The following is a 17,031-nucleotide window of genomic DNA, read 5'->3' as shown; positions in this document are numbered from 1 at the left end:
GCGCGTCCTTAGCTCAGCTGGATAGAGTACCTGGCTACGAACCAGGCGGTCGGAGGTTCGAATCCTCCAGGACGCGCCACTCTTTAGGGTTTCCTTGTGAACTCCAGATATTGGTAATACTGATATCGAAAACTGTGCGTCCTTAGCTCAGCTGGATAGAGTACCTGGCTACGAACCAGGCGGTCGGAGGTTCGAATCCTCCAGGACGCGCCACTTATCAAAAAGCCTCGCTTATGCGAGGCTTTTTTTGTATCTGAAAAACAAACACTCACTACTTATTCTTTAGTCTGCGCTGTCAAAGTAGGTTTCTTATCTGATTGAACTGCAATGTCACTTTGCGTATCTAGTCAATCATCTCTAATAATTCATCATCGGTGCGCCATGCTTTCTTCGTTTCCAGCAAAATGATGACTAACGTGATTTAAATAAAATGTGTTAATCACATGTTATAATGGTGTTTTTGTTTTGATCTTTACTCCTATCTTTTTGTTTTAATAGTTCTTTCTTTTAATCTCACTTGTTTTGTTTTGAAATCTTAATCGCAGTTTTCTCGTGCTCTTTGAATTAACCTGTTTATATATTGAGCATTCATTCTAACTCGATGGTTTAAGTTTGAATTGTGATCTGGGTAGTGAATAAATAATCAATTATGGAGATTATTTAAATCCTTCCTTAAACAAAATTGACAAAATTTAACCAATCGAGATAATCCATTGGTCGGGATTTGACGCTAATAAAGTCCTGCACGTTGTCAGGATGACAAAGAAAGGAAGCAACATGACGAATATAGGAAGCCTGCTAGTAGATGCGGCCACCCTTATGGTTACGGGGATGGCGGTCGTATTTATTTTCCTCACCATTCTTGTTTATCTCGTTCGGCTATTGTCGAAACTGGTACCAGAAGAAGTACCAGAGCCGATCGCAGCACCAAAAACAAATACCAAAGTTCAATCAACCTCTTCAGCTGTTAGTCCACAAGTAGTGGCAGCGATTTCAGCGGCGATTCATCAACATCGCGCTTCAATCGCGAAGTAGCCGAATATAGGATTAAAAAGGAGTTTAAGAGCATGTCTAAACCACTAGCTATTACCGATGTGGTCCTTCGAGACGCCCATCAATCACTGTTTGCTACGCGTATGCGTATCGAAGATATGCTGCCTATCGCAGCTGAGTTGGATAAGATTGGATACTGGTCCCTAGAAACCTGGGGTGGTGCAACGTTTGATTCGTGTATTCGATTCCTTGGGGAAGACCCTTGGGAGCGTCTACGTGAGTTGAAAAAGGCGATGCCAAATACACCAATGCAAATGCTACTTCGTGGTCAAAACCTTTTAGGATATCGCCATTATGCTGATGACGTAGTAGAGAAGTTCGTTGAGCGTGCTCATGCCAATGGTATGGATGTATTCCGTATCTTTGATGCGATGAACGATGTTCGCAATTTCCAAAAAGCGGTGAAATCGGCGGTAGATGTTGGCGCTCATGCGCAAGGCACCCTGTCATACACAACAAGCCCTGTTCACAATACGGATACTTGGGTTGATTTAGCAAAGCGTTTGGAAGATCTCGGTTGTCATTCACTGTGTATTAAAGATATGTCTGGCTTGCTAAAGCCTTACGAAGCGCAAGAGCTAATCACACGCATTAAAGCCTCTTGTGATGTACCACTGGCACTTCACTGCCATGCTACCACTGGTCTTTCTACTGCTACGGCAATCAAAGCGGTAGAGGCTGGTATCGACATCCTCGATACGGCTATTTCTTCGATGAGCTGTACTTACGGGCATACTCCGACAGAAACGGTTGTAGCAATGCTGCAAGGTACTGAGCGCGACACCAATTTGAAACTTGATCAACTAGAACCTATTGCAGCTTACTTCCGTGAAGTACGTAAGAAATACGCGAAGTGGGAAGGGCAACTAAAAGGCGTGGACTCCCGTATCCTTATTGCTCAAGTCCCAGGTGGTATGTTGACGAATATGGAAGGTCAGCTAAAAGAGCAAGGTGCAGCGGATCGTATCGACGAGGTGTTAGAAGAAATCCCACGTGTACGTGAAGATCTTGGCTTTATTCCTCTCGTAACACCGACGTCTCAGATCGTTGGTACTCAAGCCGTCATTAACGTACTGACCGGCGAGCGCTACAAGAGCATCACTAAAGAAACCGCTGGTGTTCTCAAAGGAGAGTACGGTGCCGCTCCTGCGGCAGTGAATGCCGAACTACAAGCAAAAGTCCTTGAAGGTAAAGAGCCAATTACGTGTCGCCCTGCTGATTTGTTAGAGTCAGAAATGGAAGCTCTTACGGTGGATTTAATGGATAAGGCTCAGTCTGAAGGCATTAAGCTTGCGAGTGAACGCGTTGATGACGTACTTACTTATGCGTTGTTCCCTCAAGTCGGTCTGAAGTTCCTTAAAAACCGTGGTAACCCTGACGATTTTGAACCAGCACCTACATTGGAAAGTGCAAAACCAGTTGCAGCGCCTGCGGCTCCAGTCGAGTCTGGTAGCGTAGAAACTTACAGTGTTCGCGTTGATGGACAAGTCTACGAAGTTGAAGTGGGGCCAAAAGGACAATTGACTTCTGTGACGCCAAGTTCAGCTTCTGCACCAGTGGCCGCTCCCGTTGCTCCTGTGACGGCAAATGCGGAATCGGTTCCTGCACCGCTTGCAGGAAACATCTTTAAAGTGAACGTTCAGCCGGGTGCTGAAGTCGCAGAAGGTGATGTCCTACTGATCCTTGAAGCAATGAAGATGGAAACGGAAGTTCGTGCAGCTCGCGGTGGTATCGTTCAAGAACTGAACGTTAAAGAGGGTGATGCCGTTACCGTTGGTGCACCTCTTCTCAGCTTGGCGTAAGGGAGTATCATGGACGGATTGATGACCTTATGGTCAGAAACAGGGATCGCTAACTTTGAGTTTGGCCAAATCTGCATGATGCTGGTTGGCTGTACGCTGTTGTTTTTAGCGATTCGCAAAGGCTTTGAACCATTACTTTTATTGCCAATTGGCTTTGGTGCTATCTTAGCTAACATTCCTAATGCGGGCTTCACTGAGCCAGGCGGTTTGTTGTACTACGTCTACTATATCGGGATCGAATCGGGAGTTTTCCCATTGTTGATCTTTATGGGCGTTGGTGCGATGACGGACTTTGGCGCATTGATCGCGAACCCTAAAACACTTTGGTTAGGGGCGGCAGCGCAGTTTGGTATTTTTGCGACCTTGTTTGGGGCGATTTTGCTTAACTTTGTGCCGGGGATGGAATTCTCGATGGCAGATGCATCATCGATCGCCATCATCGGTGGTGCTGATGGTCCGACGGCGATTTTCTTGGCCAGCAAGTTGTCGCCAGACTTATTGGGGGCGATTGCGGTAGCGGCATACAGCTACATGGCATTAGTTCCGATCATTCAACCGCCAATTATGAAAGCGCTGACTACCAAAGAAGAGCGTGAAATCAAAATGGCGCAGCTTCGTCATGTTGGTAAGTGGGAAAAAGTGTTCTTCCCGATGGCCGTGCTGTTGATGACGATTCTGTTCCTACCTTCTGCGACGCCATTGGTTGGTATGTTCTGTCTCGGTAACCTGATGCGTGAAGCGGGTGTGGTGGATCGTTTATCGAAAACTGCACAAAATGAACTGATCAATATTGTGACTATCTTCTTGGGTTTAGGGGTTGGCTCGAAACTGCAAGCTGACCAGTTCTTAAACTTGGAAACACTAGGCATTCTTGGTCTAGGCGCTGTGGCGTTCAGTATCGGTACAGGCGCAGGTGTTCTCATGGCTAAGCTTCTTAATAAGTTCTCAGAAGAGGACATCAACCCACTCATTGGCGCGGCAGGGGTGTCTGCCGTACCTATGGCTGCGCGTGTGGTGAACAAAGTCGGGCTTGATGCAAACCCTCAAAACTTCTTGTTGATGCATGCGATGGGACCAAACGTAGCGGGTGTACTTGGCTCCGCGGTAGCGGCAGGTATTCTGTTGGCCTTGGTTGGATAAAGACTCTTGTAACACGTAAATACAGTTATCGTGTTGAAGATAAAATTATCAACCAATTTACATGCTTGCCATTAACTTGGTTAAACAAAATGGTTTATAGTCAAAGGGATGCTCCGGCATCCCTTTTTTATTTGTCCCTCAGGGAGTGAGTTATGGAACATAAACAGATTGTTATCACTGAGTTTGGCGACGCCAATGTTCTGGCGATTCAAAGCGCTGAAACTCCGATCCCTAAGTCTGGCGAAGTGTTGGTCAAGGTGCATTATGCTGGCGTGAATCCTATCGATGTCAAAACACGAGCGGGACTTGGCTGGGCTGCTTCCCAGAATAAAGACAAACTGCCTTGGGTGCCAGGTTACGATATTTCTGGGAAAGTCGCCTCTTGTGGTACTAAGACTTCTCGCTTTGCTGTGGGAGATGAAGTGGCCGGTTTTATTGGCTTTCCTCTCCAAGGTGGTGGTTATAGCCAATATGTTTGTGTTCCGGAGTCGGAGCTAAGTCACGTGCCAAGTTCGGTCACGCTAGAAGCGGCGGCGGTTTTACCATTGGCAGGGCAAACCGCTGCTCAAGCATTAAGCAAAGCGAATGTCAGCGAATGCGATAGAGTATTAATTCTCGCAGGAGCGGGTGGCGTAGGGCACTTAGCGGTGCAGATTGCTGTGGCGACAAAAGCCGAAGTGTTTACCACCTGCAGTGAACGAAATTTAGACTACCTCGCCACACTTGGCGCTCATGCAGTGAACTATCAATTTGCACCAGTGTCAGAACGTGTTGAAGGCGTTGATGTTTTAATTGATTTGGTTGGTGGTGATGCGGCTCTAGATGCTCTCAAGTGCCTAAAAGACAATGCCCGCGTGATCACGGTACCAACGATTAGCGCTGAATTAATTTGTGACAAGGCCAAGCTGTTAGGCTTCGAGGCAAGCGGTATGTTGGTTGAGCCAGATCCTTCACAGTTAGACACGTTGTTGTACATGGTAGGTGTGGGATTACTTAAAACAGAAGTGCAACACATTTACCCAATGGCTGAAGTTATCGCCGCACACCAACAAGTGGAATCGGGGCGAACGAGAGGCAAGGTATTACTTGATATGACATGCTAGACGCATTCAATTCAGCTTTTGAACATTTAGCCCTTTGGTTTTCTGATTCAGCATTGTGGGTGCTTTTTTTAACGGGCTTTCTGAGCGCCACCTTACTGCCTGGTGGCTCTGAAGCTGGGCTGATCGCAACTCTCTCACTCAATCAATATGCGGTTTCTTCTATTCTTTTGGTTGCCACAATAGGTAATACGCTTGGTGGCTTAACCAATTACTGGCTTGGGTTATGGATCCCCAATAAAACCCAAGAAGAAAAACATGGTCATACCGCTTTAAAGTGGCTAGCAAAATATGGCTACTGGGGATTGTTTTTCAGTTGGTTACCAATTATTGGTGATCCGTTGTGTCTCGCGGCTGGATGGTTAAGGATGAAATTTCTGCCGTGTGTGATTTTAATATTTTTAGGAAAAGCCGCTCGGTACAGCTTGTTGGCGGCCATTTATCTCGGATTATTTTAAGGAAAGTACATGAGAATGTTTTGGGTTGGCGCGTGCTCACTGTTAGTGATCACGGGCTGTGCATCAAATTCCCCTGTTTCATCGTTGCCAAAAGGGGTGACTTTCGTCGAATCATCGAAAGCAGAAGACGGCAAAGTTAAGATCCCATATCAAAAATACAAACTCGATAACGGCTTGACCGTAATTCTAGCGCCAGAGGGCTCTGATCCATTGGTACACGTTGATGTCACGTATCACGTCGGCTCAGCTCGTGAAGAAATCGGTAAGTCGGGCTTTGCGCACTTCTTTGAACATATGATGTTCCAAGGTTCAGAGAACGTTGGCGATCAAGAGCACTTCAAAATCATCACAGAGGCGGGTGGTACGTTAAACGGTACGACCAATCGCGATCGCACCAATTACTTTGAAACCGTTCCTGCGAATCAGCTGGAAAAAATGCTGTGGCTTGAATCGGATCGTATGGGCTTTTTGCTTGATGCGGTTTCACAGCGCAAATTTGAAATTCAACGATCTACGGTGAAAAATGAGCGTGCGCAACGTTATGACAACCGTCCGTACGGTTTGATTTGGGAACGTATGTCTGAAGCGTTATACCCAGAAGGTCATCCTTACTCATGGCAAACCATCGGTTACGTTGAAGATCTTGATCGTGTTGACGTGAATGATCTTAAAGCGTTTTTCTTGCGTTGGTACGGTCCAAATAATGCGACGATCACGATCGGTGGTGACTTAGATGTCGAGCAAACACTGGCGTGGGTAAACAAATACTTCGGTTCCATTCCTCGTGGTCCAGAAGTTGAAAACGCACCGAAACAACCAGCTAAGTTGCAAGGAGACAAATACATTACGTTGGAAGATCGTATCCAACAACCGATGGTAATGATTGCGTGGCCAACCACATACAGCGGCGAAGAGAGCCAAGCGTCTCTGGATACGCTATCGGAAGTATTAGGTGGTGGCACCAACAGCGTGCTGTACCAAGATTTAGTGAAGACGCAAAAAGCGGTTGATGCGGGTTCCTTCCATGACTGTGCAGAGCTTGCGTGTAATTTCTATGTCTACGCGATGGGAGATTCTGGAGACAAAGGCGATCTTTCGACCTTGTATGATGAGCTTATGAAGTCGATGAGCAAGTTTGCAGAGAAAGGCGTCACTGACGATCGTCTGGAGCAGTTGAAAGGTAAAGCTGAAGCGGATGCGATTTTCGCGCTTGAAAGCGTGAAAGGTAAAGTCACACAGCTAGCGTCGAATGAAACTTTCTTTGGCCAACCTGACTTGATTGAAAAACAATTGGAACAGATTCGCGCCGTGACTCCTCAATCTGTTGAGAAGGTGTACCAAAACTTTATTCAAGGTAAGTCGAAAGTCACCTTGAGCGTGGTACCAAAAGGCAAAACGGATCTTGCTGTTAAGTCTGCGACATTTACAACGCCAGAACGTACCTTGCCAGAGTACAAAAAAATTACCGATGATCAGTTAGCCTATCGCCGCGCAACGGACAATTTTGATCGTTCAGTGCAGCCACCGGTAGGTGAGCCAGTGAAAGCAACAATGCCAGAACTGTACAATGTGCATTTTGACAACGGCTCTGAACTACTCGGTACAGTTAGCAACGAAACTCCGACAGTCATGATGCAGTTCAGCTTGCCGGCGGGCACGCGTTTTGTGGAAAAAGGCAAAGAAGGCCTAGCGCAACTGACGGCCGCTATGTTGCAAGAAGGAACGACCAAACGTAGCGTGGAACAAATTCAAGCTGAGCTCGATAAACTCGGCAGCATGATCTCTGTCGATGCCACAGGCTACACGACGAACATCAGCGTTTCTTCTTTAGAAAAGAATTTAGAGCCAACACTGAAAATCGTTGAAGAGATGCTGCTATCGCCAGCGTTCAAACAAGAAGATTTTGATCGTGTGAAAATGCAGGCACTCGAAGGGCTTGTGTACGAACATCAAAATCCAAGTTGGATGGCATCTCAAGCAAGTCGACAAGTGCTGTATGGTGATTCTGTTTTTGCACGCCCAAAAGACGGTACGCAAGCTGGTGTCAGTGCGCTAACGCTTGATGATGTGCGTGAGTTCTACGCTAAGCACTACACACCGCAGAGCGCACAAGTCGTGGTGGTGGGTGACATTGCTAAACAAGACATTGAGCAGAAGCTTGCGTTTTGGGCTGAATGGAAAGATGAAGCGGCACCACTTTATGCTCCTCAAACAATACCAGCATTAGGTGAGCAGAAAATTCATCTTGTCGATAAACCAGGTGCACCGCAAAGTGTGGTTATGATGGTTCGTCAAGGCATGCCTTATGATGCCACGGGTGACTTTTATCTAAGCCAGCTCGCGAACTTTAACCTAGCGGGTAACTTTAACAGTCGCATCAACCAAAACCTGCGTGAAGACAAAGGCTACACCTACGGTGCTTACGGTTACTTCTCGGGGAATCCTGAAACCGGTTCGGTTGTATTTACCGCGCAAGTTCGTGCCGATTCGACGGTCGCATCGATTATCGAGATGGAAAATGAGCTGAATGAATACGCTCAATCTGGAATGACTGATGAAGAAATGAAATTTATGCGCCAAGCGGTCGGTCAAAAAGATGCACTGAAGTATGAAACGCCGACACAAAAAGCGGAACTCATTAGTGATATTCTCAAATACAACCTCGATCAAGATTACTTGCAGCAAAGAAACGCTATCGTTGAGAAAGTGGATAAGCAAACTTTGAATGCATTAGCTCAAAAATGGTTTGATCCGAATGACTATCAAATCATTGTCGTTGGTGATGCTAAATCACTTCGTCCTCAACTAGAAAAGTTGGGGAAAGACGTAGAAGAGCTTGAAATCATTCGATAGAGTACACATTTAATAGCGGAGAGTGATCTCTCCGCTATTCATCTAGATAAGCGACTTTTAATGGGTTGTTTATCTAGATGCATGAACTATCAATAACTTAGCTTTCACTTGTCCCGAGCGACAAGTGTCCTGCTCCTAATATAAGCGAACCTCATTTTGACTGATTTTGCTGCGCGACTAAAAAAAGTTGCATCAAACCCCGAAGTATTTAAGCAGTTTGGACGCGGTGTTGAGCGAGAAACTTTGCGCTATCGTCAGGATGGACACCTAGCAACAACACCTCATCCAGAGGGTTTGGGCTCAGCGTTCACAAACAAATGGATCACCACCGACTTTTCTGAATCGTTGCTGGAGTTCATCACTCCGGTTTCTCATGACATTCCAGAATTGATGGCGCAACTGAAAGACATTCACCATTTCACTCAAACCAAAATGGGCGAAGAAAAGATGTGGCCGCTTTCTATGCCATGTTATGTCGGCAGTGAAGATGATATTCAGCTTGCTCAGTACGGTTCATCGAACTCGGCGAAAATGAAAACATTGTACCGTGAGGGGCTAAAACGCCGTTACGGCAGCTTGATGCAGATTATTTCTGGTGTTCACTTCAACTTTTCATTCCCTGAGTCATTTTGGGATGCGTTTTATGGTGAGCAGGATGAGCAAGCTCGCCAAGACACCAAATCAGCTGCTTACTTTGCTTTGATTCGTAACTATTACCGTTTTGGTTGGATGATCCCTTACTTCTTTGGTGCATCGCCAGCGTTATGTGGTTCGTTCATTCAAGGCCGTGAGACTAAACTTCCGTTTGAAAGCATCGGTGGGACACTGTATCTCCCTAAAGCGACGTCTCTTCGCTTGAGTGATCTTGGTTATACCAATAGTGCTCAAAGCGTATTGAAAATTGGTTTCAACAGTATTGACCAATATCTTGAAGGTTTAGGTGATGCGATTCGTCGACCATCTGAAGAATTCGCAAAAATTGGAGTAAAAGTGGATGGTGAGTACCGTCAGCTCAATACCAACATTCTCCAGATTGAAAATGAATTGTACGCCCCAATTCGTCCGAAACGCGTAGCAAAAAGTGGTGAGAAGCCTTCAGATGCTTTGAGTCGTGCGGGCGTGGAATACATTGAAGTGCGCTCATTAGATGTGAACCCATTCAGTGCCGTTGGTGTTAGCGAAGAGCAAGTTCGTTTCTTAGATCTTTTCCTAACGTGGGCGGCGTTGTCAGATTCTGACCCCATGGATAACTGCGAACTAGAATGCTGGCGTGACAACTGGAACAAAGTGATCATCTCTGGTCGTGAAAAAGGTTTGATGCTGCAGATCGGTTGCCAAGGTGAACGCTTATCTTTGCAAGATTGGGCGAAACGAGTATTCGTTGAGTTGCGCCAAATTGCAGTAGAGATGGATTCTGCGGCTGGTGGCGACGCTTACCAAGCTGTATGTGACAAGCTAGAAGCATGGATTGATAACCCTGAACTGACGATTTCTGGCCAATTGCTTGAGCTAACCAAAGAACTTGGTGGACTTGGCAAAGTAGGTTGTGCTCTTGGCATGAAGTTCCGTGAAGAAAATCTGGCTCACGGTTACCAACATTACTCGCAAGATATAATGGAAACGGAAGTGGCTTCTTCAGTTGAGAAACAGCGACAAGCGGAAGAAAGCGATACGTTATCTTTTGACGAGTTTCTGGAAAACTACTTCGCTTATCTAAAACAATAATCAATAAGTAAGGATTGGGTGGGATTGAACATTAAGCCGTTGGTTGTATCGGTGCTAGGAAGTGTGTTGCTTGCGGGATGTGCGACAGCGCCACCAAAACAGCAAGATAACCTATGTGAGATATTCCGAGAAAAATCTGGTTGGTATGATGATGCGAAAGATATGGAAAAAGAGTGGGGAACGCCCATTCATGTTGCCATGGCCATCATCAAGCAGGAAAGCAGTTTCCGCCATGATGCCAAACCTCCCAAAGATTACGTATTGGGTTTCATCCCTTGGGGACGCGTAAGCAGTGCGTATGGCTATGCTCAGGCTCAAGATCCAGCTTGGGATGACTTCCAAGATTCCACCGGACAAGGTGGTTCGCGCACCAATTTTGATGATTCGATAATGTTTGTAGGGTGGTATACCCACGAGACTCGTCGCCAGTTAGGCATTTCATTGTGGGACCCTTATAACCAGTATCTGGCCTATCATGAAGGGCGAGGCGGTTATAAACGTGGAACTTACAAAAGAAAGCCTAGTTTGATGAAAGTGGCTCGGCGCGTTGAACAAACCGCAAAGACTTATGGCTGGCAGCTGAAACAATGTCGTCAGGAATTGGAAGACAACAGCAGCTGGTTCTTTTAACCCCATTTGGGTATAAAACCAAACCAATACCTCAAGGTGTTGGAATTACAATCAGGAGAGATGTAATGCCTTTACTCGATAGCTTCACCGTAGACCACACTCGCATGAATGCACCAGCAGTGCGTGTCGCGAAAACCATGCAAACTCCAAAAGGAGATACCATTACGGTTTTCGACTTACGCTTCACTGCGCCTAACAAAGACATTCTTTCAGAGAAAGGCATTCATACACTAGAGCACTTGTACGCAGGTTTCATGCGCAATCACCTAAATGGTGACAGTGTGGAAATCATTGATATCTCACCGATGGGATGTCGCACTGGTTTTTACATGAGTCTCATTGGTACGCCTTCTGAACAGCAAGTCGCAGACGCATGGCTCGCTTCTATGGAAGATGTGCTAAAAGTGGAAAGCCAGAACAAAATCCCTGAGCTAAATGAGTACCAGTGTGGTACAGCAGCGATGCATTCTTTAGAAGAAGCACAGCAAATTGCCAAGAACATTCTAGCCGCAGGAGTGTCTGTTAATAAAAACGACGAGTTGGCTTTGCCAGAATCAATGCTAAAAGAGCTGCGCGTAGACTAAGTTCTTTTGGAACGGCAACACAAAACAAAAAGCCTGACATGAGTCAGGCTTTTTGTTTTGGTTATTTGGACGTTGATTTTTTCTTCTTCGGATAGACTCGAACTAACTTGATTCGGTTTTCTTCGATTTCAACAATTTCCATTGGATGGCCCGCGACACGGACACTTAAATGACTCTCTGGAATATCTTCTAGGTGTTCCAAAATCAGACCATTCAAGGTTCTAGGGCCATCGGTAGGTAAATCCCATTTCAAACCTTTGTTGATATCGCGGATATTAGTGCTGCCTTCAATTAAGAAACTGCCATCGCCTTGTGGGCTGATTTCATCAGACAAACTAGGAGAAATAGACGTTGTGAACTCACCAATGATCTCTTCTAGGATGTCTTCAAGAGTGATTAGACCGATGATATCACCGTACTCGTCTACGATCAGACCGATGCGCTGCTTGTTGCGCTGGAACTTCAACATTTGTACGTTCAGCGGCGTGCCTTCAGGAATGTAATACACTTCATCTGCCGCGCGCAGTAACGTCTCTTTGTTGAACTCGTTCTTTTCTAGCATCAAACGGTACGCTTCACGTAAACGAAGCATACCAACCACTTCATCGATTTGGTCGCGATAAAAAACGATTCGACCGTGTGGCGAGTGTGTTAACTGACGAACAATGGATTTCCAGTCATCGTTAATATCGATACCCGTAATCTCATTACGTGGCACCATAATGTCATTTACAGTAACGTGTTCGAGATCGAGAATAGACACCAACATGTCTTGGTGACGACGAGGGATAAGTCCGCCAGCTTCATTTACGACCGTGCGTAACTCTTCCGAACTCAGATGATCCTCTACCGTGTGATCAGCTTTCACGCCAAGCAAACGAATGAAACCATTAGTAATAAAGTTCACCAGCATTACGAGCGGTGATAGCACTTTCATTAGGATAGTGAGCAAGATGCTGCTCGCGTAGGAAACACGCTCTGGATACAGCGCTGCAACGGTTTTTGGTGTGACTTCGGCAAACACCAAGACAACCATAGTTAGCGCACCCGTTGCGATCGCGACACCTAAATCGCCGTATAGGCGCATGCCGATGATGGTCGCAATTGCTGAAGCAAGAATGTTCACGAGGTTGTTGCCGATAAGAATAAGACCAATCAAGCGATCTGGTCGGTCTAATAACTTTTCGACACGTTTGGCGCCCTTATGCCCACTTTTCGCTAAGTGCTTCAAGCGGTAACGGTTCAAAGACATCATCCCTGTTTCTGAACCAGAAAAATAACCTGATATGACGATAAGACACGCGAGTAGCGCAAATAAGATACCCGTAGATATGTCGTCCAAAACGTAGCTGTTCCTTGTATGTTTTTGGCAATTCAACAGCAAAGTGAGCTGCGAATTCAATGAATTAATGCGTACTGTATTTTATCTGTCCGCGAATATAAAGGATAAAGGATAAAGGAGCCCGAGAGCTCCTTAATTCAAGATGATTTCTTTTACAAAACGACTGCCAAAATAGGCCAACGTTAATAACGTCGCACCAGCAACCGCAAACCACGTTACTTTTCGACCGCGCCAACCTTTATGGTAGTGGCCCCAAAGTAAGATGGAATAAACGATCCACGCAATGAAGGAAAGAATACCTTTATGCGCTTTGCCTTGCGCAAACATGTCTTGTACAAACACAAAACCAGTGATGAGTGTGCCTGTCAGCAGTAAGTTACCAATCAGAATGATTTTAAATAGCTGACGTTCAACCATTAACAGCGGTGGTAAATTAGGGTTAATAGCCAGCGACTTCTTCGCTTTTAATTTGTGATCGAGCCAAGCCAATTGCAGCGCGTACAAAGCGCCGATGGTGAGCGTTGCATAGGAAAATAGTGCAAAAGAGATATGAATGAGCAGCTTCGGGTCATTTTCTAAGTGCTTGACAAACGTGCTTGGTAAAAATGTGGCAGCAGTTAAGTTGATGGCAGCAAAGCTATAAACGACAGGCAATAAAAACCACAGTCGGTTTTTCAACATTGCAATGCTCATGACCAGCGAAATAATAAAACTGATCAAAGACGCGACGTTAAGAATACTCAGGTTTTGACCAGAACCATCAAATATCAGGTCACTCAAAATCCACGCATGAAAAACAAGCGCACAGGCAGCACTGGCAAACACTGTTTTTGCTTTGATTCCTGACTGTTGAGAGAGTCCAGGTATGATGGTCGCAATCGCCAAAACGTAGAGCATGGCGGCCGCGATGGCAATTAAGCTATCCATGAATCCTAAATGTTGTTGTGCACGGTGACGAAATTATACCTTGCATTACTCTTTGGGGCTACGTTATATGCGTCATCAATCATGAGAGATGAGATATTGAAATTAACAAGTTAGCCCTCAACTTAGTTATAAGAGTAGTGTTCGGGTATGACTGTGACGTTGGCTAAGGTATACTCACCCTAATTAATCGCCATTTTAGCGAAGAGACAAAGATGTTTGAGAATTTAACGGATCGATTATCCAAAACGCTGAAAAATATCAGTGGCAAAGGTCGTCTGACCGAAGACAACATTAAAGAAACCCTGCGTGAAGTTCGTATGGCCCTTTTAGAGGCTGACGTTGCACTTCCTGTTGTTCGCGAATTCGTAAACCGCGTTAAAGAAAAAGCGGTTGGCGTAGAAGTTTCTAAATCCTTAACTCCGGGCCAAGAATTCATCAAGATCGTTCAAGCAGAGCTTGAAGCGGTAATGGGTGAGTCTAACGAAGCGCTTAACCTAGCAGCACAGCCGCCAGCAGTACTTTTGATGGCAGGTCTACAAGGTGCGGGTAAAACCACATCGGTAGGTAAGCTATCTAAGCTTCTAAAAGAGCGCGATAAGAAGAAAGTACTTGTGGTGTCTGCCGACGTTTACCGTCCTGCGGCGATCAAACAGTTAGAAACACTAGCATCAGACATCGGTGTCGACTTCTTCCCATCTTCACCAGATCAAAAGCCACTTGATATTGCTAACGCAGCAATCGACCACGCGAAGAAGAAATTCTACGACGTATTAATTGTCGATACCGCGGGTCGTTTGGCTATCGATGAAGAAATGATGGGGGAGATCAAAGATCTTCACTCAGCTATCAATCCTGTTGAGACGCTGTTCGTTGTTGATGCAATGACAGGTCAAGATGCGGCGAACACAGCAAAAGCCTTTGGTGATGCACTACCACTTACTGGTGTGATTCTTACTAAGGTTGACGGTGACGCGCGTGGTGGTGCGGCGCTGTCAGTTCGTCATATCACGGGCAAGCCAATTAAGTTCTTAGGTGTCGGTGAGAAAACTGACGCACTAGAACCATTCCACCCTGATCGTGTTGCATCGCGTATTCTAGGCATGGGTGACGTACTGTCCCTGATAGAAGACCTACAACGCAATGTTGACCAAGAAAAAGCAGAGAAGCTAGCGAAGAAGTTCAAAGAGAAGAAAGGTTTCGACCTTGAAGACTTCCGTGAACAGCTAGGTCAAATGCAAAACATGGGTGGCATGATGGGCATGCTAGACAAGCTACCAGGTATGTCTCAGCTACCATCTGACGTGAAAGACAAAGTCGATGACAAGATGTTCAAGCAAATGGAAGCGATCATCAGCTCAATGACGATGAAAGAGCGTCAACGTCCTGAAATCATTAAAGGTTCGCGTAAAAAGCGTATCGCTGCAGGTTCAGGGGTACAGGTTCAAGATGTTAACCGTCTACTGAAGCAGTTCACCCAAATGCAGAAGATGATGAAGAAAATGCAGAAGGGCGGCATGAAAGGCATGATGCGTAACATGCAAGGCATGATGGGCGGTATGGGGGGAGGCGGCGGCTTCAATCCATTTGGTCGATAATTCATCAATGTGACTATAGTTTCAGGGTGTTAGCTGCGTCACAAACTTGAATTTCGATTTATGTTGGTGAAAAAGTAACTAAACCCTTGCATTGCTCCGGGATAAGAGTAAAATTCCGGAGCTTTATTTTGGCACGAGACCCCAGATTGTTCAGGTTATTGAACGGTTTTTGGGGTTAATTTTATTTTTGAGAAAGCAAAGAGGACGACATGGTAACCATTCGTTTGGCACGTCACGGCGCTAAGAAGCGTCCATTTTATCAAATCGTAGTAGCGGACAGCCGCAACGCTGCAACTGGCCGTTTCATCGAGAAAGTTGGTTTCTTCAACCCAACTGCTAAAGGTCAAGAAGAAGGTCTACGTCTAGACCTAGACCGCGTTAACCACTGGGTTGGTCAAGGCGCGTCTGTATCTGACCGCGTTGCTAAGCTAGTTAAAGACGCTCAAAAAGCGGCTTAATTTTTACTTCAGAAGTAGAAACTAGTTTATGTCGATGAAAGGTAAAGAAACAATGAGCAACGAAAAGATTGTTGTAGGCAAGTTTGGTGCTACTTACGGCATTCGAGGTTGGCTTAAGGTTTTTTCCTACACAGACAATGCTGAAAGCATTTTCGATTACAGCCCTTGGTATATTAACCAAAAGGGCAAGTGGGTTGAGTACAAAGTAGAAAGCTGGAAGCGCCATAACAAAGGTATGGTGGCTAAGCTGGAAGGCATGGATGTTCGTGAAGACGCGCATTTAATGACTAACTTTGACATTGCTATTGACCCTGCAGTACTTCCTGAATTGTCAGAAGATGAATTCTACTGGCGTGAATTGTTTGGAATGCACGTAGTAACCACTAAAGGTTACGATCTAGGTGTCGTTACTGACATGCTAGAAACTGGCTCAAACGATGTTCTGGTTGTTAAAGCAAATCTTAAAGATGCTTTCGGGCAAAAGGAACGACTAATTCCGTTCCTTGAAGAGCAAGTGATCATCAAAGTTGATCGCGAAGCTCAACGGATCGAAGTTGACTGGGATCCTGGATTCTAATCTCCAAAATTACAGAGCGAGATAAACATGTGGGTTGGCGTTATTAGCCTTTTTCCTGAAATGTTCCGTTCTGTTACTGATTTTGGAGTAACAGGTCAAGCGGTTAAAAAAGGTCTTTTGTCGATTGAGACATGGAATCCTCGCGATTTCACTCACGACAAACATTGCACTGTCGATGACCGACCTTACGGTGGTGGCCCAGGTATGTTAATGATGGTTCAGCCTTTACGCGATGCCATTCATACCGCTAAGAAAGCCTCACCGGGTAAGACGAAAGTCATTTACCTCTCTCCTCAAGGTCGTAAGCTCGACCAAAAAGGAGTCGAAGAACTGGCAACAAATGAGAATTTGCTTCTGATTTGTGGTCGTTATGAAGGGGTAGATGAGCGCATCATTCAATCTGAAGTCGACGAAGAATGGTCGATTGGGGATTTTGTAATGACGGGTGGTGAGATACCAGCCATGACGTTAATTGATTCTGTATCTCGGTTTATTCCGGGCGTATTAGGAGATTTTGCGTCAGCAGAAGAAGATTCTTTTGCTAATGGCTTGCTAGATTGCCCTCACTATACGCGTCCAGAAGTATTGGATGACAAAGAGGTGCCATCGGTACTGATGTCAGGCAATCACAAGGACATTCGTCAATGGCGACTAAAGCAGTCGCTGGGCCGAACTTGGCTTAGAAGACCAGAGCTCCTGGAAAACCTAGCTCTGACTGACGAACAGGAACAATTACTTGCAGAGTTCATTAGTGAGCATAATGCAAAGTAACCTAATTTATTTAGTA

At 45.6% G+C, this 17,031-nt stretch carries 15 protein-coding genes and 2 tRNA genes; 15 read left to right on the top strand and 2 right to left on the bottom strand.

Annotated features, from left to right (window positions below; all coding sequences use genetic code 11):
• Nucleotides 1–2: 2 nt before the first annotated feature.
• The 11 genes from ACF8EG_RS07185 (at nt 3) to luxS (ending at nt 11,345) form a co-directional block, all read left to right on the top strand.
• Nucleotides 3–79 (top strand) — tRNA-Arg (locus ACF8EG_RS07185).
• A gap of 57 nt (nt 80–136) precedes the next feature.
• Nucleotides 137–213 (top strand) — tRNA-Arg (locus tag ACF8EG_RS07180).
• Between the two features lie 564 nt (nt 214–777).
• Nucleotides 778–1,035, top strand: a complete 258-nt coding sequence (locus ACF8EG_RS07175; protein ID WP_005493951.1) for an oxaloacetate decarboxylase subunit gamma — start codon at nt 778–780, stop codon at nt 1,033–1,035.
• Nucleotides 1,036–1,067: 32 nt separating this feature from the next.
• Entirely contained in the window at nt 1,068–2,855 is a 1,788-nt protein-coding gene (gene oadA / locus ACF8EG_RS07170) for a sodium-extruding oxaloacetate decarboxylase subunit alpha (RefSeq protein WP_069507407.1), read from the top strand.
• Between the two features lie 9 nt (nt 2,856–2,864).
• Nucleotides 2,865–3,995 carry a sodium ion-translocating decarboxylase subunit beta gene (locus ACF8EG_RS07165; RefSeq protein ID WP_005462536.1) on the top strand — a complete coding sequence of 377 codons (1,131 nt, stop codon included), beginning with the start codon at nt 2,865–2,867 and terminating at the stop codon, nt 3,993–3,995.
• A gap of 152 nt (nt 3,996–4,147) precedes the next feature.
• On the top strand, nt 4,148–5,098 hold the full coding sequence (locus ACF8EG_RS07160; protein ID WP_005480898.1) for an NADP-dependent oxidoreductase: 951 nt from the start codon (nt 4,148–4,150) through the stop codon (nt 5,096–5,098).
• Entirely contained in the window at nt 5,092–5,553 is a 462-nt protein-coding gene (locus ACF8EG_RS07155; protein WP_005462564.1) for a YqaA family protein, read from the top strand. The genes ACF8EG_RS07160 and ACF8EG_RS07155 overlap by 7 nt, the downstream gene beginning before the upstream one ends.
• A 9-nt stretch (nt 5,554–5,562) precedes the next feature.
• The gene (locus tag ACF8EG_RS07150) at nt 5,563–8,406 is read left to right on the top strand and encodes a pitrilysin family protein (RefSeq protein ID WP_069507406.1); all 2,844 of its coding nucleotides are present in this window, start codon (nt 5,563–5,565) and stop codon (nt 8,404–8,406) included.
• A 156-nt stretch (nt 8,407–8,562) separates the two neighbouring features.
• Complete coding sequence (gene gshA / locus ACF8EG_RS07145; RefSeq protein ID WP_069507405.1) at nt 8,563–10,131, top strand: glutamate--cysteine ligase; 1,569 nt, start codon at nt 8,563–8,565, stop codon at nt 10,129–10,131.
• A gap of 24 nt (nt 10,132–10,155) precedes the next feature.
• Entirely contained in the window at nt 10,156–10,761 is a 606-nt protein-coding gene (locus ACF8EG_RS07140; protein WP_015297256.1) for a hypothetical protein, read from the top strand.
• Nucleotides 10,762–10,826: 65 nt separating this feature from the next.
• A complete protein-coding gene (luxS, locus tag ACF8EG_RS07135) occupies nt 10,827–11,345 on the top strand; it encodes an S-ribosylhomocysteine lyase (RefSeq protein ID WP_005462534.1) in 519 nt (172 codons plus the stop codon).
• Between the two features lie 61 nt (nt 11,346–11,406).
• Here the strand turns inward: luxS and ACF8EG_RS07130 are convergent, their stop codons facing one another.
• Nucleotides 11,407–12,687 carry an HlyC/CorC family transporter gene (locus ACF8EG_RS07130; RefSeq protein ID WP_005462557.1) on the bottom strand — a complete coding sequence of 427 codons (1,281 nt, stop codon included), beginning with the start codon at nt 12,685–12,687 and terminating at the stop codon, nt 11,407–11,409.
• A gap of 132 nt (nt 12,688–12,819) precedes the next feature.
• Nucleotides 12,820–13,614: an inner membrane protein YpjD gene (locus ACF8EG_RS07125; RefSeq protein ID WP_005462565.1), complete on the bottom strand. Its 795-nt coding sequence runs from the start codon at nt 13,612–13,614 to the stop codon at nt 12,820–12,822.
• Nucleotides 13,615–13,826: 212 nt separating this feature from the next.
• Here ACF8EG_RS07125 and ffh point away from each other — a divergent pair, with 212 nt between their 5' ends.
• The 4 genes from ffh to trmD all read left to right on the top strand — a co-directional run bounded on the left by ffh (nt 13,827) and on the right by trmD (nt 17,015).
• Entirely contained in the window at nt 13,827–15,209 is a 1,383-nt protein-coding gene (gene ffh, locus ACF8EG_RS07120) for a signal recognition particle protein (protein ID WP_005462555.1), read from the top strand.
• Nucleotides 15,210–15,418: 209 nt separating this feature from the next.
• Nucleotides 15,419–15,667, top strand: coding sequence for a 30S ribosomal protein S16 (rpsP, locus tag ACF8EG_RS07115; protein ID WP_005379962.1), 249 nt, complete (start codon nt 15,419–15,421; stop codon nt 15,665–15,667).
• Between the two features lie 28 nt (nt 15,668–15,695).
• Nucleotides 15,696–16,244 (top strand): ribosome maturation factor RimM, encoded by a 549-nt coding sequence (rimM, locus tag ACF8EG_RS07110; RefSeq protein ID WP_069507404.1) that lies wholly within the window; start codon nt 15,696–15,698, stop codon nt 16,242–16,244.
• Nucleotides 16,245–16,271: 27 nt separating this feature from the next.
• Nucleotides 16,272–17,015, top strand: coding sequence for a tRNA (guanosine(37)-N1)-methyltransferase TrmD (gene trmD / locus ACF8EG_RS07105; RefSeq protein WP_392419356.1), 744 nt, complete (start codon nt 16,272–16,274; stop codon nt 17,013–17,015).
• Nucleotides 17,016–17,031 lie beyond the last annotated feature (16 nt).

Origin of the sequence: Vibrio sp. YQ_11 (assembly GCF_043103065.1) — a bacterium.
GTDB lineage: Bacteria > Pseudomonadota > Gammaproteobacteria > Enterobacterales > Vibrionaceae > Vibrio > Vibrio parahaemolyticus.
Note: the sequence above shows the minus strand (reverse complement) of the source record. Positions and strands in the feature narration are given on the sequence as shown.